At 60.9% G+C, this 22,385-nt stretch carries 18 protein-coding genes; 14 read left to right on the top strand and 4 right to left on the bottom strand.

What is annotated here, in order from left to right; genetic code table 11:
• Positions 1–116: 116 nt before the first annotated feature.
• Entirely contained in the window at positions 117–518 is a 402-nt protein-coding gene (locus K3819_RS13045; RefSeq protein ID WP_039771147.1) for a ParB N-terminal domain-containing protein, read from the bottom strand.
• A 15-nt stretch (positions 519–533) separates the two neighbouring features.
• Complete coding sequence (locus K3819_RS13040; RefSeq protein WP_221399482.1) at positions 534–1,421, bottom strand: CoA ester lyase; 888 nt, start codon at positions 1,419–1,421, stop codon at positions 534–536.
• 587 nt (positions 1,422–2,008) lie between these two features.
• Here K3819_RS13040 and K3819_RS13035 point away from each other — a divergent pair.
• The 12 genes from K3819_RS13035 (at position 2,009) to K3819_RS12980 (ending at position 17,138) form a co-directional block, all read left to right on the top strand.
• Entirely contained in the window at positions 2,009–3,403 is a 1,395-nt protein-coding gene (locus tag K3819_RS13035) for a Y4yA family PLP-dependent enzyme (protein WP_221399481.1), read from the top strand.
• A gap of 56 nt (positions 3,404–3,459) precedes the next feature.
• Complete coding sequence (locus K3819_RS13030; protein WP_260329057.1) at positions 3,460–4,461, top strand: PLP-dependent cysteine synthase family protein; 1,002 nt, start codon at positions 3,460–3,462, stop codon at positions 4,459–4,461.
• Between the two features lie 28 nt (positions 4,462–4,489).
• Positions 4,490–5,638 carry an NAD/NADP-dependent octopine/nopaline dehydrogenase family protein gene (locus tag K3819_RS13025; protein WP_221399480.1) on the top strand — a complete coding sequence of 383 codons (1,149 nt, stop codon included), beginning with the start codon at positions 4,490–4,492 and terminating at the stop codon, positions 5,636–5,638.
• A 45-nt stretch (positions 5,639–5,683) separates the two neighbouring features.
• Entirely contained in the window at positions 5,684–7,537 is a 1,854-nt protein-coding gene (locus tag K3819_RS13020) for an IucA/IucC family siderophore biosynthesis protein (protein ID WP_221399479.1), read from the top strand.
• Positions 7,538–7,550: 13 nt separating this feature from the next.
• Positions 7,551–8,795, top strand: coding sequence for an MFS transporter (locus K3819_RS13015; RefSeq protein WP_074690762.1), 1,245 nt, complete (start codon positions 7,551–7,553; stop codon positions 8,793–8,795).
• Between the two features lie 14 nt (positions 8,796–8,809).
• Positions 8,810–9,994: an aminotransferase class V-fold PLP-dependent enzyme gene (locus K3819_RS13010; protein ID WP_221399478.1), complete on the top strand. Its 1,185-nt coding sequence runs from the start codon at positions 8,810–8,812 to the stop codon at positions 9,992–9,994.
• Between the two features lie 83 nt (positions 9,995–10,077).
• Positions 10,078–10,593, top strand: a complete 516-nt coding sequence (locus K3819_RS13005; RefSeq protein WP_039771138.1) for a sigma-70 family RNA polymerase sigma factor — start codon at positions 10,078–10,080, stop codon at positions 10,591–10,593.
• Positions 10,594–11,571 carry a FecR domain-containing protein gene (locus tag K3819_RS13000; RefSeq protein ID WP_221399477.1) on the top strand — a complete coding sequence of 326 codons (978 nt, stop codon included), beginning with the start codon at positions 10,594–10,596 and terminating at the stop codon, positions 11,569–11,571.
• Between the two features lie 93 nt (positions 11,572–11,664).
• Positions 11,665–14,079, top strand: a complete 2,415-nt coding sequence (locus tag K3819_RS12995) for a TonB-dependent receptor (protein WP_221399476.1) — start codon at positions 11,665–11,667, stop codon at positions 14,077–14,079.
• A 64-nt stretch (positions 14,080–14,143) separates the two neighbouring features.
• Positions 14,144–15,331, top strand: a complete 1,188-nt coding sequence (locus K3819_RS12990) for an ABC transporter substrate-binding protein (protein WP_221399475.1) — start codon at positions 14,144–14,146, stop codon at positions 15,329–15,331.
• Positions 15,328–16,389, top strand: a complete 1,062-nt coding sequence (locus tag K3819_RS12985) for an iron ABC transporter permease (protein ID WP_085667220.1) — start codon at positions 15,328–15,330, stop codon at positions 16,387–16,389. The genes K3819_RS12990 and K3819_RS12985 overlap by 4 nt, the downstream gene beginning before the upstream one ends.
• On the top strand, positions 16,383–17,138 hold the full coding sequence (locus K3819_RS12980) for an ABC transporter ATP-binding protein (RefSeq protein ID WP_039771128.1): 756 nt from the start codon (positions 16,383–16,385) through the stop codon (positions 17,136–17,138). Before K3819_RS12985 ends, K3819_RS12980 begins: the two co-directional genes overlap by 7 nt.
• 10 nt (positions 17,139–17,148) lie before the next feature.
• Here the strand turns inward: K3819_RS12980 and K3819_RS12975 are convergent, their stop codons facing one another.
• Positions 17,149–19,275 carry a TonB-dependent receptor domain-containing protein gene (locus K3819_RS12975; RefSeq protein WP_221399474.1) on the bottom strand — a complete coding sequence of 709 codons (2,127 nt, stop codon included), beginning with the start codon at positions 19,273–19,275 and terminating at the stop codon, positions 17,149–17,151.
• Between the two features lie 142 nt (positions 19,276–19,417).
• On the opposite strand from K3819_RS12975, the gene K3819_RS12970 reads away from it, so the two are divergent.
• The gene (locus tag K3819_RS12970; RefSeq protein WP_082934460.1) at positions 19,418–19,741 is read left to right on the top strand and encodes a hypothetical protein; all 324 of its coding nucleotides are present in this window, start codon (positions 19,418–19,420) and stop codon (positions 19,739–19,741) included.
• 21 nt (positions 19,742–19,762) lie between these two features.
• On the opposite strand, the gene K3819_RS12965 is transcribed toward K3819_RS12970, so the two are convergent.
• Complete coding sequence (locus K3819_RS12965; RefSeq protein WP_221399473.1) at positions 19,763–20,530, bottom strand: AraC family transcriptional regulator; 768 nt, start codon at positions 20,528–20,530, stop codon at positions 19,763–19,765.
• Between the two features lie 223 nt (positions 20,531–20,753).
• Here K3819_RS12965 and K3819_RS12960 point away from each other — a divergent pair, with 223 nt between their 5' ends.
• Positions 20,754–22,385, top strand: a complete 1,632-nt coding sequence (locus tag K3819_RS12960) for an APC family permease (RefSeq protein ID WP_064595752.1) — start codon at positions 20,754–20,756, stop codon at positions 22,383–22,385.

Below are 22,385 nucleotides of genomic sequence, written 5' to 3'. Positions count from 1 at the left end.
TATTTGCCAGTCGACAATCGAAAAAGTATCAGCGTGGCCAAATATTTTTTTGCGCGGATCGCCCGCAGGGGAAAACGCCGGAGGATGGGGCAGTGAAACCCACCCTCCGACGCCGATCAGTCATACAGGCAGTGCAGCGGGATGGAGACCACCGGCAGCGCGGGGTCGAACGCGTGGCGGGTGGTCTTGTACGGGAACAATTCGCCACGCTCGATGGTGGTGAAAATCTGCGCCACTTCGAACGCTTGTCCGGTTTGCCAGTGGCGCACACAAACCCGTGGGTCGGCGTAGTCGAGCTGGATGCACGGCACGCGTTTCAACCCCAGTGCCCGCGCTGCGTTGAACCGGTGGTTGCCGTCCATCACGATGCCCCGGGAACGCTCGACGATGATCGGTTCCAGCCAATGCCCGGCCTGGATGATCGCCTCGCGCAGACGTTGCACGTTGAGCGGATCGACCTGCTCGGATTGCCGCACGTCGCACAGCGCACGCAAGGCAATCTGGTAACCATGTCCCATGCTTCACCCCCGGTTTCAGCAGGCATCCGCGTTGACGAGCAGCGCGTACTGGCTGGCCATGTCCCGCAGGCGCTGGGCCTGTTCGATGAGCGGCAGATCGACCATTTCGCCGTCGACCTGCACCGCGTGACTGCCCCCGGCCACCGCGCTCAGGACCCGATCCGCCCACGCCAGTTGGCGGGCGTTGGGCAGGAAGGCTTTCTGCACCGTGGTGATTTGCGAAGGATGGATACACAGCTTGGCGCCGAACCCCAGCGACCGGGCGTAACGCGAGTCGCGCTCTACCACCGCCATGTCGCTGATGGCCGGGGTCACGCCATCGATCGGCGCCGGTAACCCGGCCACCCGCGAAGCCAGCACGATGCGATTGCGGGCGAACAGAAACGCTTCGGGAATCTGGCTGCAATCGATGTCCAGGGAAAAATCCAGCGAACCGAATGCCAGCCGCGCCAACCCGGGAATCGCCGCAATCGCCTCGACCTGATGCAAGCCCTTGGCGGTCTCGATGATGGCGACGATCTGCAGCTCTGGGTTCCATTCCAGCAGGCGCCCGACGACATGGGACAGGCTCTGCGGGCATTCGGCCTTGGGCAGGAAAATCCCCGCGCAGCGCTCGGGGTAGCGCATATCGCCCAGCCACGTCATGTCCTGGCGGAACAGCGAACTGCCGACGCTGTTCAGCCGGATGTAACGCCGGCAGGCGGTTTCAGGCGTGCTCTGTTGCCAGGCCCAGATCGACGCCCGGGCCACGGCTTTGCTGTTCGGATGAACGGCATCTTCGAGGTCGAGAATGATCGCGTCCGGCCCGGCTTCGACCGCTTTGGAAAAACGCTCCGGGCGGTTGCCGGGAACGAACAGGTAGCTGATGGGAAGCGTAGCGTTGGTGCTGTGACGAACAGTCATCGGGACTCTCCTGAGCGTGCTTCAGTCGTGGGTTTTCAAAAAAATTCGAACACCTGTTACAGGGGAAAAACCGGGTTGATTTCAGGCGCATTGAATCAATCGTCAACACCTTGAATAACAAGGCGTTAAGAGAATTTTTAATCAATACGCGAGCGCTTACTTGAGCAGGCGAACAAACGGCTTCGCACTCCCCTGTTGTGTGTGTTCATTCAAAAATATTTGAAAACCTTACTTGATAATCGTTCCCGTTCGCAATATTGTTCGAGCCGCTGACAGGGTCGAGACTCAAATCAAAACCTGCGATTTTGTTCACGGAAAGTTCGGCGCAATGATGTCATTTACATGTCAGGCAATGGCACTTCAAAAGCGACAAGGCCATATTTTATTGGCCTTCTCCTTGCCTGCCTGAGCCTTAAGGAGTGGGGTTCTCATGAAACAGATGTGTGAAAATTTTATGAAAGAACATGCCCCTTGTTTAATTCCAGAGCGGATCTGTCATCCGCCTCCACCTTTTTAAACATTCGTATCTGACGAGCAGCAAGAACACGCAACATACATATGGCGATTATTTACGCCAGAGGTTTTCTATGCCTGAATTAATTGCGCCGCCCATTAAAGAAACAACTGTAGCTCAGTACACAAAAGTGCTGAAACCGTTACTTGATCCTGTTATCGAAAACTTTCTTCAACACTCACCCCAAGCACTTGTTGAACTTGTTAAACAACACGGATCGCCGCTGAATCTGGTGTGGCCACATGCCTTTGAGGCCAACGCCCAAGCGCTGCAATCGGTGCTGAAGAAGCACAACGTTGACTACGCGATTTTCTACGGCGCCAAAGCCAACAAGTCCCAGTGCCTGCTGGCTGCGGCTGCGTCGTCAGGCATCGGCACTGACGTATCGAGCCTGTTTGAACTGCAAGCTGCGCTGCGCGCCGGGACCGAAGCGGAACATCTGTGCGCAACCGGGCCGGCGAAGACGACCGCGTTTCATCAAGCGCTGGTGCAAGGCGGTTCGCTGATTTGTGTGGATTCACGGGAAGAGTTCAGCCAGCTCAAAGCACTGCTCGACACTACGCCGGCACCGGCCAAAGCCCGAGTTCTACTGCGTTACAGGCCGACAAGTTGCCTGGCGAGCCGCTTCGGCATGGGCGCCGATGACGTGTTTCAGTGCCTGCAATGGCTGACGGAACATCGGGAGTCGTTGCACTTCGAAGGTTTCCATTTCCACCTCGGCGGATACGGCTACGAAACCCGAGTACAGGCCTTCCGTGAAGTGACCGGGTTCTTCGATGCCGCCAGGGAAATGGGCCTCGACCCGGTCATGATTGACATCGGTGGTGGCCTGCCGATGCGCTATGTCGACCCACGGCAGTACGACAGTTTTTTGCAGAACGACAACAACCCTGGTCATTATCAGAACCGTCGAGTACCCCACTCTTATTACCCTTATGGCAGCAGTCTGACGGCTTGCCAGTGGTTGGACTTATTCCTGGCGTCGGAGCATTCCCCGGAAAAAACAATTGCCGGTTACTTGAAGAGTCAGAATATAAAACTGGCACTGGAGCCCGGCCGAAGTCTGGTGGATCAAGCAGCGGTCACCGTCTTTCGCGTAACGCGCACCAAACAATTGGCCGACAACAAAGTTGTGATATTCGCCGAAGGCAGCAGTTTCAGCGCGTGCGAAACCTGGTTTTCATCTGAATACCTTGTCGATCCAATCCTGATCACGTCGAAAGAATCGAGACACGTTCCGATGCAAGCCTACATCGCCGGACATAGTTGCCTGGACGATGATGTGATTACTCATCGATTGATCAACTTCGAAACAACACCGCAAACCGGCGATTTATTGATCTACGCCAATACCGCCGGTTATCAGATGGACTTGCTGGAAAACGAATTTCATCGCCACCCGTTGCCACGGCGACTGATGGCGACTTGTTGTACGGAAGGTAACTACGCATTCACACCTGACTATTAAGGGAAGACGTCCAGATGATACTGAATAAAGTTTCGGATCTTATTGGCAATACACCAATGTTGGGCATTGATGTTCCGGATAGCAACGCTCGACTTTTGCTCAAGATAGAGAAGAACAACCCCGGCGGCAGCATTAAAGACCGTATGGCGCGCAACATGGTATTGGCGGCGCTCAAGTCCGGAAAGTTGAAACCCGGTGGTGTGGTCGTGGAGTCGTCCTCCGGCAATACCGGCATCGGCCTGGCGATGGCAGCCGTGGAGTTCGACCTGCATTTCATTGCGGTGGTCGATCACCATGCGGCGCAGGACAAGATCGCGGTGATGAAGGCTCTGGGCGCCGAAATCCGTTTTGTCGCCGGCACTTACCGCGAAGACGAAGTGGCCGTGGTCGAGCGTCAACGGTTGGCGGCCGAACTGGCTTCGCAGATCCCAGGCGCGGTGTTCATGAACCAGTCCGACAACGCGGCCAACGCTGGCGGCTACAGCGATTTTGTGCGTGAAACCATCGCCCAGGCCGGTGGCCACATTGGCGCCTACGTCGGTTGCGTCGGCACCGGCGGCTCGATGACCGGCATTGCCCGTGGCCTGAAACTGCACAACCCGGACATCGTTACCGTCGCCGTCGAACCGGCCGGTTCCATCGTCTTCGGCCATCCCGGCTATCCCTATTACCAATCGGGAACCGGCACGCCTGCCGGCGATACCGTCGGTCTGGTGCTCGACTACAGCTGCATCGACCTGGGCTTGCAGGTCACCGATTCCCAGGCCTTCGAAACCGCCCGCTACATCGCGCGCAACCTGGCACTGCTGGTCGGCGGCTCCACCGGCGGAGCGATCTTCAAGGCGCTGGAGCTGATTCACAAAGGCACGTTGACCGGCAACGTTGTGGTGCCGATTGCCGACGGCGGCGAGAAGTACTTGCACACCGTGTTCGACGACAAATGGCTGCAAGAGCGGGATCTGCTGGACCCGGACGTCGCACCGCAACTGGATCGCTGGCTGGGCAAGACCCGCTGGCTGGAATCCGACGCTACTCCCTTGCAATTGAGCGTCGCCTGACGCGTCTCCCACACAGGAAAGTCTCTGTATGAAACCGCTGAAAGTCGCCATCTGCGGCGCAGGCCGGACCGGGCATCTGAATGCCATCCTGTTTAAACAGTTGCCCAATGTTCACGTTTCGATACTCACCAATAATCAAGAGGTGGTTGATCGTCACCTCGCCAATCTGCCGATGCTGGCGCTGATGCCGGACGGCTCGACGCTGAGCGCGCGACCGGACCAGGTCAGCAGCGATGCGAGTGTTGCAGTTGCCGACGCTGACATCGTGATCATCACGGTTCCGGCCCACGCACGACCGCAGACCCTGCAAGCCATCGCACCGCATTTGAGTTCAGGCAAACCGGTGTACGTCGGCGCAATCCCGGGTTTCTGCGGTTTCGACTGGCTGGCGCAAGCCACGCTGGGCGAACGTTCGAACGTGGTGATCTGGGGCATGAAGGATGTGCCGCACACCGCGTTCGATCTGAAGCCAGGGGTGTCGGTCAAGATGGGCGGCGGCAAGAGCCAGTTGTATGTCGCGTTGCACGACCGCGAATCAGCGCAATCACGGCTGCACCTGGAAAAAATTCTCACCACGCTTTATGGCCCCTGCGTGACGATGCTCGACCACTACCTGGAAATCACCCTGACACCGGGCAACCCGATCATGCACAGCTCGGTGATCTACGGTTTGATCGGTCCTTACGGCCAATGGCATCGCAAGATCTTCCCGCAACGAATGTGCTGGTGGACCGAATGCCCCGAGCTGGGCGCCTATTTTCTGGAGCGCATGGATCAGGAAAGTCAGGAACTGTGCAGCGTGATCAGCCAGCGCATGGGCATCGACCTGTCATCGGTCAAATCCCTCAAGCAGGAAATCGTCGAGGCCTATGGCGAGCAGATCCGCGATCAGAGCAGCATGCTGTCGATCCTGCGCACCAACCAGGCCTACAACGACATCCTCGCGCCAATGATTCCGGCCGACGACAACCGCGCCGGCTACGTGATCGAGCGCGAAAGCCGCGCCTTCAACGAAGACGTTGCCTACGGCCTCGTGCTGCTGGTGGAAATGGCCCGGCGCTTCGAACTGAAAGTCCCCTACATCGAAGAAGTCCTGCAATGGAGCGTTTCCTACATGCAGGGCCTGCGCGACTCGGCGCTCGACTACTTCCCCAGCCAATGGCCGCGCACCGCGTGAGCGGGTTCAACTTTTCATTAATTTCTCGACGAGCAGATAGCTGATATGGATGACTTCAAGACACTCATCGCCTACTCCCGCAAGAACGCCCTGCGACGGATGATCCGTTGCCTGTTTGCCGAAAACATTCTGGATCGCGCGGGCCTGCGCTTCTCTGAGGCCGGTAACGAGGCCACGTACGCGCTGAAAGACGGTCGTTCCCATGTGTTCTTTTCCAACATCGCCAAGGGCCCGGCCGATACCGTAGTCAATGACGGCGACGTGATCCTGATGACCGATGAAGGCGTACGCCAGGTGATCTACACCCATCATGACCTGCTGGATGTGCTGCGCGACAGCTTCGATTTCGAACCCACCGATGAAGGCATCGCCGGGCTCAAGTCGGACATGGAAAACAGCCTGATGAACGACGCCCACGCGCGTCAGCATCGCCAGCAATGGAACGCTCGACTGGCCGCCGCCGCCCGGGAACAGGGCCTCGACAGCCTGACCGATTACCTGCGCCAGCACGCCAGCACCAAGGACGCCGCGATCCTTCTCGACCAGTGGGGCTCGCTGGAAGGTCACCCCTACTATCCAACCTGGAAAGCCCGCCCGGGCCTCAGCGATGAGGAAGTCGAGCAACTGTCACCGGAGTTCAACGCCCAGGTGCCGCTGCGCATTGCCGCGCTGCGGGCCGACATGGCGAAAAGCGAAAGCATGCCTCACGTCAGCGATTACCACAGCTGGTTCGCCAGTAACTTCCCAACGCAATGGGCGCAATGGAAGGCGTCGCTCAACGACAAGGGCCTGGACGAATCCCAGTGGTTGCCGCTACCGATTCACTCATGGCATTTGCAGGCTTACGTGCTGAAAAACTTTGCGGCGGAAATTGCAGAAGGCATTCTCATCACCGACGGTCCGGACATCCAGACCCTGCCGACCATGTCCTACCGCACGATGATGCCGGTGCTCAATGAGAGCGCGCCGCTGATCAAGTTGCCGATTGCCGTGTGGATGACCAGCGAACTGCGCAGCCTGCAAGCCAAGTCGATTCACATGGGGCCACGCATCAGCACCGTCATCACGAAGATCCTCGAGGTCGAAAACGGTTTCGAGCAACGCCTGGAAATCTTCCCGGAGGAGATCGGCGTGCGTTACAAGCACGCGATCACGCAGGACGACCACCCCGGCCGGCATTTGTCGGTGGTGTTCCGTGCCAGCCAGCAAGCGTTTGAGCGTAACGACGATTGTCTGCCGATCACCGTGGCTTCTCTGTTCACTGGCTTGCCGGGCAACGGTCGACCACTGTTCACCGAGCTGATCGAGCGCGACGGCGTTAGGGCCAATGCCGCTCAGGTGGAAGACTGGTTCCGTCAGTACGGCAAAGTGGTCACTCATCCGGTAGTGGCGATCTACCTGATGTACGGGATCGGGCTCGAAGCACACCAGCAGAACACGATGGTGCTGTTTTCCCCGGATGGCAAAGCACGTAGTCTGCTGATCCGCGATTTTGGCGATGGCAGGACCTACGCGCCATTATTGGAGGGACGCGGCTACACCCTGCAACCGCATGTGCAGCCGGGCATTCTGCCAACGGTGTTCGAGGGCGATATCGAGCCGGTGCGCATGTTCGTGCTCGACGCAGCCTTCCTCACGCACCTGCATGAAATGGCCCTGTGGCTGACCAAGGAGTACGCGCTGGACAACAACCGGATGTGGGGCATTCTGCGTGAAGAAACCGAGCAGGCGTTCGCAGCGGTGCGCGAGCGTGTCGCGCCGGATCTATGGGAAGTCGAACGCAAGGCCTTCCTCAATGATCCATGGCCGACCCGTTCGTTGCTGCGCATGCACATGATGCAGTATTCCAACTACCGGATTCAGCACACGCTGACCAACCCGCTCAATGTCGTTCAATAACCGAGGCTGACTCATGACCCAAGCAGGTGCCATCGCGGGTTCGCGCGTAAGAGTCCTGATTTATCTTCTGTTCGCGATTCAGCTCATTTCGATGGGCGCGATGGAAATGAGCGGGCCGTTCTGGCCCGTCCACCTGCGTGGGCTGACCTCGTCAGATTCGCTTTTCAGCTTCGCCAGCATCGCCGTGTACGTCGGACCGATGCTGGGCATTATTCTGACCAGTGCATTCTGGGGCCGTATCGGCGACCGCTACGGCCACAAGTTGATGATGATCCGCGCCCTCGCCGGCCTGTCATTGACCCAGCTTGGGCTGGCCCTGTGCAGTGACATCTGGGTGATCCTGATCCTGCGCTTCCTGCAAGGCGCCTTCGCCGGCTACATCGCCCCGGCCCAGGCCTATGGCGTGAGTATCGAGGCGCCTTCGCGGCGGGCGCGACTGTTCGCGATCCTGCAGATTTCCACCAACGTCGGATCGCTGCTCGGCGCGGTGGTTGGCGGACTGATCCTCGATTACGCGACATTCTTCTGGATCAACATGATCGCCGCTGTGTTATGCGCCATCTGCACCGTGGTCGCAGCCGTGACGTTGCCGGATGTACCGCCAGTGAAGAAAGCGCCGGTCGCTGATAAAGCGGCGCCTGCCAGCCATAACACCAGCGTCTGGCAAGGCACGCCCCTGCTGTCGCTGCTGGGTGTCATGGGCATCCTGCTGCTGGCGCGGATGCTGCCGCAGACGTCGTTCTCGCTGTACGTCAGCTCGGTGTTCGAGGTCAGCAACTCGGTGGTCGGGCTGTGTTATGGCTTGCTGGCGCTGGGTTTCATTCTGTCGGCAACCGCATGGTCGCGTTACTTCGAGCACCGTACCCAGCAGGACACCCTGCAACGCATCACTTATGTCGTCCTCGGCTGTATTGCGCTGACGGCCCTTGCCGGCTACACGCGCAACCCGATCGTGTTCGTCGGTGCCTATTTCATCTGGGGCGTATTGCTGGGGGCCACCACGCCGGTGCTGATGGCCCTGATTTCCAAAACCGCCGACAGCTCGCGCCAGGGCTACGTGCTGGGCATTGCCCAAAGCACTGCGCAATTCGCGTCCATCGCCGGCATTTCGGCCGGTGGGTTACTCAGCCAGGTCTATGGTTTGCAGTACACCTACCTGTTTGTCTGCCTCGCCTACATGCTCGCGCTGATGCCCATCGTTGCCTTGCGCTACCGGCCGATGGTCATGCAACCGAGCCAGATGCCGCCGGGCGACTGACCAAGGAGTTTTCGTTGAACATTGAACAACTGCGCGCCGACACCCCTGGTGTCGAGCAACTGATTCACTTCAACAATGCGGGCGCGGCGCTGATGCCCAATCCAGTCATCGAAGCGGTGACCCGTCACTTGCAACTTGAAACCCGGATCGGCGGTTACGAAGCCGCCGGGCAACAGGCCCGGGAAGTGGAAGACGTTTACGACGCCATCGGCCAACTGATCAACGCGCGTCCCGAAGAAATCGCGGTGATTGAAAACGCGACCCGCGCCTGGGACATGGCCTTCTATTCATTGCCGCTGCGGCCCGGTGATGTGGTGCTGACGTCGACCACCGAATACGCCGGCAACTACATTCCCTACCTGCAACTCAAGCAACAGCGCGGCATCGAGATCAGGGTGATTCCCAACGATGAACAGGGCCAGGTGTCATTGCCGGCGCTGCGGGACATGCTCGGCGATGACCGGGTTGCCCTGGTGTCGCTGCCGGTGATCGCCACCAACGGTGGCCCGGTGCAACCCATCGAGCAGATCGGCGCCCTCGCCCGCGCGGCCGGGGTTCTGTTTCTGCTGGATGCCTGCCAGGGCGTCGGGCAGATGCCGATCGATGTGCAGAAAATCGGCTGTCATATGCTGGCGGCCACCAGCCGCAAATACCTTCGTGGCCCTCGGGGCATGGGGTTTCTCTACGTCGAAAAAACCTTGTGCGAAAACCTTGAGCCAGCGTTTCTCGACCTGCATGCGGCTTCATTGCTGACACCGGACACCTTCAAAATTCGTGGCGATGCCCGGCGCTTCGAAAACTGGGAATGCAACGTCGCGGCGAAACTCGGCATGGGCGCGGCGGCCCGTTACGCCCTGGCGCAAGGCATCGAACCGATGTGGCAGCGCATTCAACGATTGTCGGCACACTTGCGCAATCGCCTGACCGACCTGCCCGGGGTGACGCCGCAGGATCGAGGGGCAGTCAAGTCAGGCATCGTCACCTTCACCTGCCAGGACGCCAGTGCCGCGCAAGTCCAGGCATGGCTGGCGGCGCAGGACAAACGCATCAACGTCACCACCTCGACTTTCCGCTCGACGCTGCTCGACATGCAGCAGCGGGACCTGCTGGAAGTCAGCCGGGCATCACTGCACGCCTACAACACCGAGGCGGAAATCGATGCCATGGCGGACGCGTTGATGAGAATGCCACGCGCCTGAAAACGGATACGAATCGCGCTTGCGTCGCAGGCTCTTTGTAAACTAGCATTGGGAATACTTCTCAATTGCAAAACACTGCAGCCATGAGCGAAACCCTTCCCGCGAACAACGACAATCATCTGCGCGTGATCGAAGCGCTGTACAGCGGCCATCACGGCTGGCTGTACGCCACGCTGAAGAAAAAACTGGGTAACGCCATGGATGCGGCAGATCTGGCGCAGGATACTTTCACTCGGATCCTCGCTTCTCAGGTCACGACCATCGAGCAACCCCGGGCCTACCTGAGTTGCGTGGCGAAGGGCATCCTCATCAACTGGTATCAGCGCAAGGCTCTGGAACGCGCCTACCTTGATGCCCTTGCGCATTTGCCCGCACCGGAAGTGCCCTCCCCCGAGTTGCGCTTCGTGGTGCTGGAAACCCTGCACGAAATCGACGCGATGCTCGACACCCTGCCGCCACTGGTCAAACGCGCGTTCCTGCTGTCGCAGATCGGCGGCTTGAAATACGCCGATATTGCCGAGCAGCTGGACGTCTCGCTGATCACCGTCAAGCGCTACATGAAACAGGCTTTCGTGCAGTGCCTGATGCTGGTGGAATGAATGCTCACCCGCCGCAGTGAACCGCCGCTCGATCCGAAAATCCTCGAAGAAGCCGCCGAGTGGCTGATGCGCCTGAGCGAAAACGACCTCAGCGAAACCGAGCGTGCAGAGTGGGAATACTGGAAAGTCAGCAGCCCCGAGCGCAACCGGGCATGGGCCCGCGCGCAGTTGCTGCAAAGCAAGTTCGGCGGTCTGCCACCGTCGCTGGCGATGTCGGCGCTGGATCGTCCGAGCAACCCGGAACGTCGCGCAGCCCTCGGCAAACTGGCCTTGCTGCTGGCAGCGGTACCCGCCGGCTGGGGCAGCTGGAAACTCGCGCAATCGCAGCAATGGTCCGCCGATTACCACACCGCCGTCGGCCAGCGCCGCGAACTCACCCTGGCCGACGGCTCGCAAATCACCCTGAACACCGACACGGCCATCGACGTTCTGTTCGACACCCGACAGCGGCTGATCCATTTACGCGAAGGCGAAATCCTGGTGCAGACTGCGCCGGACAACGCCGCGCAGCCTCGACCTTTTCTGGTCAGCACCCGTCAGGGCCGGATGCAGGCGCTGGGCACGCGCTTCACCGTTCGTGAATGGCAGCCGCACACCCAACTCGCAGTGCTCGAAGGCGCTGTGCAAGTCGAGCTGGCCGACAGCCCACAGAGCGCGCCGATCATCGTCAACGCCGGGCAACGTACCGACTTTTCATCACAGGCCTTTGGCTCGCTGAACCCGACCGACCGCAACGTTGGCGCCTGGACCGAGGGCATGCTGATGGCCGACAAGATGCGGCTGGCGGATTTCGTTGTCGAACTGGCGCGCTATCGCCGAGGCTTTGTGCGGTGCGATCCAGCCATTGCCGGCCTGCGCATTTCCGGGGCCTTTCCCATCAGTGATACCCAACGCTCGCTGAACATGCTGGCGCAGACCTATCCCGTGCGCGTCTCCGGGCACTTGAGTGGTTACTGGGTGACGCTCTCACCCGCCTGAGCAAAAAAATCACCGCACGGGTGATACTTTTTTTGATCTCGGCTGGCTATGAAAGGAACAACCATTCCACCTCGTCCATAGGGTCATCCCTTCATGCTCGTTGCACGACCCTTGCTTGCGGATCGTCTGCTAAAGCCCGTTATGCGCAGCGTGTTGCTCAGCGTTGTGCTGGGCCTGGCCAGCAGCGCCCTCGCCGAGGCAGCCAGGCCGGAGCAGCTGGACGCGGTCACTGTGCGAGCCTACAACATCGGGCCCGGCCCGCTTGGCGTGACCCTCTCGAGCTTTGCCGTGGACGCCGGTATCGCCTTGTCGTTTCAGCCGTCGATCACCGAAGGCCTCGTCAGCCCTGGGTTGTCCGGCAGCTACTCGGTGCAGGAAGCGGTGTCTCGACTGCTCGAAGGCAGTGGCCTGGAGATGGTCGCTCGCAGCGACGGGACCTGGACGCTGGTAGTGCGCCGGGTCACGTTGGCGGACACCACGGTCGAAGGCATCGACACGCGCACCGACAGCTTGCCGCCGGTGCTTGCGGGCGGTCAGGTCGCCCGCGGCGGACGCCTTGGCATTCTGGGCAACCGCGATGCGATGGACGCTCCGTTCAGTGTCAGCAGCTACACCTCGACACTGATCAAGGACCAGCAGGCTGTCACCGTCGGCGACTTGCTGGAGCGCGACTCATCGGTGCGTTCCACAGGGCAGACAGGGGGGATTGTCGACTCGTTCTTCATCCGTGGTTTTCCGGTCGGCGAAGGCAACCTCGGTGAACTGGCGTTCGACGGCGTGTACGGCGTGGCCTCCAACTACCGGGTGTTCACCGAGTACGCAGAACGGATCGAACTGGTCAAAGGCCCCGGCGCCCTGCTCTACGGCATGTCGCCCAACAGCGGTGTCGGCGGCGTGATCAACGTGGTACCCAAGCGTTCACTGGACGAAGACCTGACTCGTTTCACCACCAGTTACGCCTTGAATACCCAGCTCGGCGGCCACCTCGATGTCAGCCGACGCTTCGGTGAAGAACGCCGCTTCGGCGTGCGGATCAATGGCAGCGTCCAGCAAGGCGATACGGCTATCGACAAGCAATCCCGAGAGGTCGGTATCGGCGCGATGTCCCTCGACTACCAGGGCGAACGCCTGCGCACCACCCTGGACCTGATCAATCAGAAAGAGAGTTTCGACGCCGCATCCCGCCCCTTCCTGATTGCCTCCGGCGTGGAGATTCCGTCCGCAGCCAACGGCCGCACCAGCGTCAGCCAGGAATGGGGCTGGTCGGAAACCCGCGACAAATCGGCGTTGCTCGGCGGCGAATACGACCTCAACGACAACCTGACAGTGTTCGCCCACGCCGGCGGTGGCCGATCGGATGTCGCGCGCATGTCCGACCAGACGCCGACCATCATCAACGAAGCGGGCGACACCTCGTCGATCCCCGGCTATTACAAATTCGAAGTCCAGCGCTACACCGTCGATGCCGGTGCGCGGCTGCGGTTCGACACCGGGCCGATCAGTCATAGCACGGCGCTACAAGTCACCCGCTACCGCGATAACTTGTCCCGGGGGATTATTTCCGGCCCGGCGATCCTGTCGAACATCTATCACCCGCTCAATCGCCCGAAACCCGCGATCGCCAAGCCGGATACCCCGAAGGTTTCCGAAAGCGAGCTGTCGGGCGTGGCCCTCGCCGACACCCTGTCGGTGCTCGATGAACGCCTCCAGGTCACGCTCGGCGTGCGCCAGCAGAACATCAAGTCGGATAACTACAACACGGCCGGCTCAATCACCACGTCCTACGACAAAAGCAAATCCACGCCGCTGTTCGGGATCGTCGCCAAGCCCTGGGACCATGTCTCGTTCTACTACAACTACGTCGAAGGCCTGAGCAAGGGTGACATCGCGCCGTCCGCCGCTGCCAACGCGGGCGAGATCTTTTCCCCTTATGTGTCGCGCCAGCAGGAAGTCGGAGTCAAGCTCGACTACGGCCGTTTCATGTCCACCATCGCCCTGTTCCAGCTTGAAAAGCCCAGCGGTGAACTGGCATCCGGGGTGTTCTCGGTCAATGGCGAACAGCGCAACCGGGGCGTCGAACTGAACATGGCGGGCGAGATTGCAACAGGCACACGCCTGATCGGGGGCGTGACGCTGCTCGACGGCGAACTGACCCGAACCGGTGTCGCTGCCAACCGTGGCAACAAACCGGTCGGGGTTCCCGAAGTGCAAGCCAACCTCTGGGCCGAATGGGACGTGCCGCAGGTCGAAGGCCTGACATTGACCAGCGGCGCGATCTACACCGGCAGCCAGTACGTCAATCAGGCCAACACCCAACAACTGGACGCCTGGACCCGCTTCGATGTCGGCGCGCGCTACGCCACTCGCATCGCCGAACGGCCGACCACTTTGCGGGCCACCGTGCAGAACGTGTTTGACCGTGAATACTGGTCGGGCGTCGCCTCCTACGGCGCGTTCTCCCAGGGCGCGCCTCGGACCTTGTTGCTCTCGGCCACTGTCGATTTCTGAAACGTCCGGCCCGGAGCGGCGCCTGGCGTCGTGGTCCGATCCGGCTTTTGCAAAGGCATACACCATGGTTAATGTTTTTCGCCGCCGCCAGACCTTCGCCGCCCTGCTGTTCGCCGGGCTGCTGGGTTTGTCGATTTCTTCCTTGATGCCGGGCCGCGCGCAAGCTGCCGAAGCGGATCCGGCACTGGGCACCGTGACTGACTTGCAGGGCCGCACGGTCAAGGTTCACCTGCCGGTGCGCCGGGTCATTCTGGGTGAAGGTCGCCAGCTGTATCTGGTGGCCGCGCTGGATACGCAGAACCCCATCGAACGCATCGTCGGCTGGCGCAAGGACCTGATCCAGTCCGACCCGGACACCTACAACGCCTACCTGCGCAAATTCCCCGACATCGCCAAGATCCCGACCTTCGGCGGTTTCGAGAGCGGCACCTTCGACATCGAGCAGGCGATCTCGCAGAAGCCTGACGTGATCATCCTCAACATCGAAGCGCAGCACGCAACCGAGGATGCCCGCTACATCGAGAAACTCGACGCCTTGGGCATCCCGGTGGTGTACGTCGACTTTCGCAACAACCCCATGCAGAACACCGAGCCGACCATGCGCCTGTTCGGCAAGTTGTTCGGCAAGGAAGAGCGCGCCGAAGCCTTCATCGATTTTCGTAACCAGCAGATCCACCGCGTCACCGACGTGATCGAGAAATACCATCCTGCCCGTCCCAACGTGTTCATCGAGCGCATCGGTGGCTATACCGATGATTGCTGCCTGAGTTTCGGCAACGAGAACTTTGGTCTGTTCGTCGACATGGCCGGTGGCAATAACATCGCCCGTCGGATCATTCCGAGCACCTTTGGGCAACTGAACCCTGAGCAAGTGATCGTCGCCAATCCCGACCATGTGGTGGTCACCAGCGCCGACTGGGAAGCCTTTGCCCCGGGCGGCCATTGGGTCGGTGTCGGCCCGGGCGCGGATCTCACCGAAGCCCGACGCAAACTGGCCTGGTACACCCAGCGCCCGGCCTACGCCGGCATCAAGGCGCAGGACACTCAGGCGTTTCATGCGATCTGGCATCAGTTCTACAACAGCCCTTACCAGTTCGTGGCCATTCAGCAACTGGCCAAATGGTTCCACCCGGAACTGTTCGCCGATCTTGATCCCGACGCGACATTTCGCGAGATGCACGAGCGCTTCATGCCAGTGCCGTATGAGCCGGGCTATTTCGTCAGCCTGCAAAAAACCGAGGTCAAGCCATGAGTTCGCTGGGCGAAGCACCGATTGTGCAGAGCGTCACCTACCGGCGGCTGGTGCTGCGTAAACGGCTGATTCTGCTAGGGCTGGCCGTGCTGCTGATCTTCAGCGTGTTGCTCGATCTGGCGCTGGGCCCGGCCCGTTACAGCCTCAGCGAAGTGCTCGGTGCTTTGATCTCGCCGGAAACCGCATCGGCACAAGTGCGGGTGGTCATGTGGGACATCCGCCTGCCGGTGGCGTTGATGGCGGTCGCTGTCGGCGCGGCGCTTTCGCTCGCCGGGGCGCAGATGCAGACCATCCTCAACAACCCGCTCGCCAGCCCGTTCACCCTCGGTATTTCGGCGGCGGCCGGTTTCGGCGCGGCGCTGGGGCTGGCCTTCGGCGTGGCGCTGTTTCCGCTGGCGGCGCAATACATGGTGCCGCTTAACGCGTTCATCATGGCGATGCTCTCGGCGCTGTTGATTCACTTCATGAGCATGCGTCGTGGCGTGACCGCCGAAACCATCGTGCTGCTCGGCATCGCCCTGGTGTTTACCTTCAACGCGTTACTGGCGCTGGTGCAGTTTTTCGCCACCGAACAAGCCGTGGCAGCCGTGGTGTTCTGGACCATGGGCAGCCTGACCAAGGCCACGTGGCCGAAACTCGGGGTGATCTGCGTGGTGATCCTCATCACCCTGCCGATCTTCGCCAAACGTGCGTGGGCGATGACGGCCCTGCGCCTGGGCGACGACAAGGCTGCGAGTTTCGGCATCAACGTGCGCAGCCTGCGCTTTCAAACGCTGATCATGGTCAGTCTGCTCGCTTCGTTTCCGGTGGCGTTCGTTGGCACGATCGGTTTCATCGGGCTGGTTGGGCCGCACATCGCGCGGATGCTGATCGGCGAGGATCAGCGGTTTTTCCTGCCGGCCTCGTTGCTGACCGGTGCGCTGATCCTGTCCGCCAGTTCGGTGGTCAGCAAGACCCTGATCCCGGGAGCGATATTCCCCATCGGTGTGGTCACGTCACTGATTGGCGTGCCGTTCTTCATTTCTCTGATTCTCAACGGTAAGAAAAACTCATGGTGAAGATCCGGCTCGACAACCTCGGCGCCCGCTACGGTCAGCGCGAGATCATTTCCGGCGTCAGTACCGCAACGTTTACCGGCGGCCAGGTCGTGGCCGTCGTCGGCCCCAACGCGGCAGGCAAATCGACGCTGTTCAAGCGCATGGCCGGGCTGATCGACGGGCCGGGCGAAGTGATTCTGGAAGGCTCGAAAAAAGGCACTCAAGGCATCAGCTACATGCCCCAGGGCCTGAACGCCAGCGCCCGGCTCACGGTGTACGAATCGGTGCTGCTGGCGCGCAAGCAACTGACGCCCAACTGGGCGGTTCACGATGATGAACTGAAACTGGTGGACGAGATTCTCGAAGCGCTCGGGATCACCGAACTGTCGTTTCGCAACCTCGGTGAACTGAGCGGCGGCCAACAGCAATTGGTGTCAATCGCCCAGACGCTGGTGCGCGAACCGGAAATCCTGCTGATGGACGAACCCACCAGCGCACTCGACATGCACCGGCAGGTTCAGGTGTTGAACTTCATGAAAGCCCTCGCGCGCCGTCGCGAAGTGATCGTGTTCATCGCCATCCACGACCTGAATCAGGCGCTGCGTTTTGCCGATCAGGTGCTGGTCATCGCGGGTGGCACGGCCCATGGCAGCGGGCCCAGCCATGAAGTCATCACCGAACCGATGCTGCGCGCGGTCTACAAGGTCGAGGCGCGGATCGAACAATGCAGTCGCGGGCAGCACCATATTCTGATCGATGACATTGTTTGAGGGTTGGCCCTCAGAGCAGACTCCACGACACCCCGACATACATCGCCATGCCCTCACCCGGTGTGGAGCGTGCGGCGTCCAGTCCTTTATCGTCATAGCCCGGCGTAACGGTAGCGGCGTAGTGCTTGTCGGTCAGGTTGCGCATGTCCAGCCAGGTCTGCCAGTCGCCCTTGGGGGCGTTGTAACCGAGGGTCGCGCCGAAGGTGGCGTAAGGATCGGCGTAATAGCTGTTGGCGTAATCCACTGCGGTTTTCGAGACCAGTTGCGTGTTGACCGCTGCGAAGAAACCTTGTGGAAAGTCGTAGCGCAGTTCGCCCTGGTAGTAATGCATCGGCAGGCCCGGCAGGCGGTTGTCGCCGAAGCGATCGTCGTCGCGGTAATGGAAGTCGCTGAAGGTGTAGGCCTGGCGCAGGCTCAACTTGCCGCCATCGTTCGCTGACCACAGGTTGCTGAGCAGACTGGCTTCCACGCCTTGGTGCACGGTCGGGCTGGCGTTGAGTTCGTAAGGCGTGGTCGCGTTGGCGTCCGGCAACACCGAAAGCAATTCGTGTCGCACCTGAGCGTAGTACCACGCCAGACTCCATTCGCCGAGCGCGCTGTCGCCTCGGCCGCCGAGTTCCAGGGTGGTGGCGGTCTGGTTTTGCAGTTTGACCGGATCACGCTGGGTGCCGGTGGCGGCGCCGCTGCCGGTCGGGAAGCGTATGTTGGAGCTATAGATCAGCGACCACGGATGCGGCGCTTCGACCGAACGGCTGAGGTTGCCGAACAGTTGCAGGTCCGGCGTCACCTGATAACGCAAGCCCAGGCGCGGCGCGTAATCCCAGTCGCCGAGGCTGGTTTTGCCGCCACCTTCCGGGTAGGTCACGGCGCTTTCGCGGCGGGTGTAGATCGCGGCGAGGCCGGTGGTCAGCCACAGGTCATCGGCGATTTCCAGGTCGTTGCCCACGTGCAGGACAGAATCCGACCCCTGATAAGTGAAGTTGCGCATGTGCGTGCCCGGCGCATAGCGGGCGGTGTTGCCGGTGGGAATCCGCACCCGTTCGCTGGCACCGTCGTTGGGCAGGTGTTTGGTCACTCGCAGGCCCACGGTGCTGTTGCTCTCCATGCCCCAGAGCGTGTCGCGGCGCTTGTAGTCAAACGTGCCGCTGACATCGGTGTAAGCGACCTTCAGGCGGTTGGGGCCTTCGCGCAGGTCCATCGGGTAATCGTGATAAACCAGACCGGTCTGGATGCTCGAATCGTCATCGATGTAGTACGTGGTTTTGTTGCCGATGAAGGTGCTGCCGGGCTGATCGCGGCTGTCGTTGCGCGTCACGTAGGCCGGGTTGGCCGCGCGTGGATCGTGCTCGATGGAGTGTTTGGTCACCCGCCCGGCGAGGTCGTTGTCGGTCTCGCGGTGACGTATGTAGAAGCGGGTTTCCAGATTTGGATTGAAGCGATAGCCGAAGTTGGCGATGACGCCCTGGCTCTTGCTCGCGGTGTGATCCTGATAACCGTCGGAATGCGCGTCGGTCATCGACAGGTAGTAATCGAAATCGCCCAGCACCTGGCCGGAACTGACTTGCCGCTGGGCATAACCATGGCTGCCCATGACGTAACGCACGTTCAGCAGCGGCGCGTTGTAGCCCGTGTGGCTGACGTAATCGACGGCGCCGCCAAGGGCCAGCGCACCGCGATCAAAACCGTTGGCACCGCGTAGCACTTCCACATGATCCAGCCACAGCGGCTCCAGCAGTTCATAAGGCGTACCGCCGGGGCCGGTCAGCGGCAGACCGTCGAGCATCGTGTACAGCCCCGACGCGTGGGCGCCGGGAGCGCGGTTGATGCCCGAGCCACGGATCGAGATTTTCGTCCCTTCGTTGCCCGCGGACTGGGCATAGACACCGGGCTGATACGCCAACACATCCTGATTGCTCGCGACCCGGCCCTGCAATGGCTGGCGCATATCGACCACGTTGCTGCCACCCGGCACCTGGGCCAGACGAGCCTTCGCCTCTTCCACCGACAGATCGTCACCGCTCTGATCCTCGGCCCCGATCAGCACTTGCCCCAGTTCCAGCCCCTGGGATTGCGCCTTGACCGGACAGACAAGGGCCAGCCCCAGCAAGGCGGCGGGCAGGGTTTTGAGCGAAGGCATCGGGTGAACTCCAGACAGGCGGGAACGGGCAGTGACAACTGCGACGCATGAAAGAACGAAGGAAACACATGGCGATTTGGTTTTTTGTCAGGTAAACAGGCCTGTGGTTTTCCAACAGCAATCAAACAAGGGAGCGTCTGAGGTGGCTGAAGAAGTGCTGAAGTCCAGGCTGGCCAATTTTCTCGTGCCCGGCGGACTCTGGGTGGGTGGGAAAGTGGTGATCACGCCGTCCGGGATTCGTATGAGTGCCAATGCCATGAACCGCGCGGTGCCCGGCGGAGTTCTGGACGTTGAAGTCCCGATAGCCACCATTCGCAAGGTCACTCTGGAGGGGGGATTCATTACCCGGATCGTCAGTCTGGAGACCGACAACGGTTACGTTTACTTCCGTTGTTTCGGAGCGAAGGCAATGGCCGGGCTGATCACAAAACTGTACGTCGCACACACGCTGAAACGAGCGGGCTGATCGCCCACCGAAACCCGCTCATCACTCTGTCGCCTGCCGGTACTGACGCGGGGTGAACCCGGTTGACGCCTTGAACTGCCGGGTGAAGGCGCTGTGATCGGTGTAGCCGCATTGCAGCGCCACCTCGGTGATCGGCAGTTCGGTATGCAACAAGCGATGGGCATGTTCCAGCCGCACTTTCTGAATCATCTGCCTCGGCGTAAGGTGAAAGACCCGTTTGCAGTAGCGCTCCAGCTGCGCCACCGAAATGCCGGCGATCCGGGTCAGCTCGCCCAAGGTGACACGCCGATTGAAATGCGCGCGGATGTGTTCGTCGACCGCCGCCAGGCGCTGAAACGCCGGGTGGGTTTCGCTGGCCGATTGCAGGTCCACCGAAATCCCCGCGAGGCCGATGATCTCGCCGTCGCGGTTGTACAGCGGACGCTTGTGCGTCAGGCACCAGCCCGGTTCGCGACTGCCGTACAGGTGCAGTTCCAGCTGATCTTCCAGCACGAAGCCTTCCTCCAGCACTCGCCGATCCTGCTCGGTATAGCCCGGCCCCAGTTGCGCCGGAAACACCTGCGCACTGGTTTTGCCGAGTAGCGGTTTCAGGTCTTTCAGGCCGCAGCGCTGCACCAGCGTGCGGTTGGCCAGGACGTACCGCGCCTGCACATCCTTGATGAAAATCGCCGCGTTCGGAATCACGTCCAGCATCGGCAACAGCGGCGCCACCCCCGCCAACAGCGCCTCGAGGGTGTGGGGACGATTGTGCTCATCGCCCTGGCACAGGATCGCAAATGCGTTCTGCATGGTGACGGTTTTCCCCGGTGAGTGGAACGGGCTGAGGCGTTCGCGTGCAGATTGCAGCAACGTTTGTGGCGTGTCGAGCGCCGCTGGCTTTCTTCGCAACTGTGCCGAATTCGTCATCCGGAGCTGCGCAAAACATCAATCGCCCGACGCCCGATGAGTTCACTGTTTAGCCGTTCCAGTGACTCACACCTGCCTATCCAATAACTCACAAGAAGGCGATGCCATGTCAGGCCAAGGCAAGTTCAAAAAACAACTTTCATTGATCGACCTCACCTTTATCGGGCTGGGGGCGATCTTCGGTTCCGGCTGGTTGTTCGCGGCCAGTCACGTGTCGGCGATTGCCGGGCCGGCGGGGATTTTTTCCTGGTTGCTGGGCGGGTTCGCCGTGTTGCTGCTGGGCATCGTCTACTGCGAACTGGGCGCGGCATTGCCCCGCGCTGGCGGTGTGGTGCGTTACCCGGTTTACAGCCACGGGCCGCTGCTCGGTTACCTGATGGGTTTCATCACGTTGATCGCGTTTTCCAGTCTGGTGGCGATCGAAGTGGTTGCCTCGCGCCAATACGCGGCGGCCTGGTTTCCGAGCCTGACCAAGGCCGGCAGCGGTGACCCGACCCTGCTCGGCTGGCTGGTGCAGTTCGGCCTGCTGTGCGTGTTCTTCCTGCTCAACTACCGCAGCGTGAAGACCTTCGCCAAGGCCAACAATCTGGTCAGCGTGTTCAAGTTCATCGTGCCGCTGCTGGTGATCGGCGTGCTGTTCACCTTCTTCAAACCGGAAAACTTTCAGGTTCAGGGCTTCGCCCCATTCGGACTCTCGGGCATCGAGATGGCCGTCTCCGCCGGCGGCGTGATCTTCGCCTACCTCGGCCTGACCCCGATCATCTCGGTGGCCAGCGAAGTGAAGAACCCGCAACGCACCATCCCGATTGCGCTGATCCTGTCGGTGCTGCTTTCCACCGCGATCTACGTATTGCTGCAAACCGCCTTCCTCGGCGGCATCCCGACCGAACTGCTCGCCAATGGCTGGGCCGGGGTATCCAAGGAATTCGCCCTGCCGTACCGCGACATCGCCCTGGCACTGGGCGTGGGCTGGCTGGCGTATCTGGTGGTGGCGGACGCGGTGATCTCCCCCAGCGGCTGCGGCAACATCTACATGAACGCCACGCCTCGGGTGATCTACGGCTGGGCGCAGACCGGCACCTTCTTCAAGGTCTTCACCCACATCGACGCGAAGTCCGGCATCCCGCGTCCGGCGTTGTGGCTTACCTTCGCCCTGTCGGTGTTCTGGACTCTGCCGTTCCCATCGTGGGAAGCGCTGATCAACGTGGTTTCCGCCGCGCTGGTGCTGAGCTATGCCGTCGCCCCGGTGACCGTCGCCGCGCTGCGTCGCAATGCGCCCGACATGCCACGCCCGTTCCGGGTCAAGTGCATGGGCGTGCTGGGGCCGGTGTCGTTCATCATCGCTGCGCTGATCGTTTACTGGTCCGGCTGGAACACCGTGTCCTGGCTCCTCGGTCTGCAAATCCTGATGTTCGTCGTCTACCTGCTTTGCGGCCGCTTCGTGCCGACCGCCCACCTCAGTCTGTCCCGGCAAGTGCGCTCGTCCGCGTGGCTGATCGCCTTCTACGCGGTGACCATCGTCCTGTCGAAACTCGGCACCTTCGGCGGTCTGGGCATCCTCACCCACCCGTTCGACACCCTGGTCGTCGCAGCCTGTGCGATGGGCATTTATTACTGGGGCGCGGCCACCGGCGTACCGGCGCATCTGCTGCGCCTGGAATCGGAAGAGGATGAAAGCGAAGTCGCTTCGCCGTCACCCGCCTCCGCCGCCAACCCGCGCGCTGCCGGCGCTTACTGA

Origin of the sequence: Pseudomonas sp. 3-2 (genome assembly GCF_019710535.1) — a bacterium.
In the GTDB taxonomy this organism is placed as follows: Bacteria; Pseudomonadota; Gammaproteobacteria; order Pseudomonadales; family Pseudomonadaceae; genus Aquipseudomonas; species Aquipseudomonas pharyngis.
This window is presented reverse-complemented; position numbering and strand designations above follow the sequence as displayed.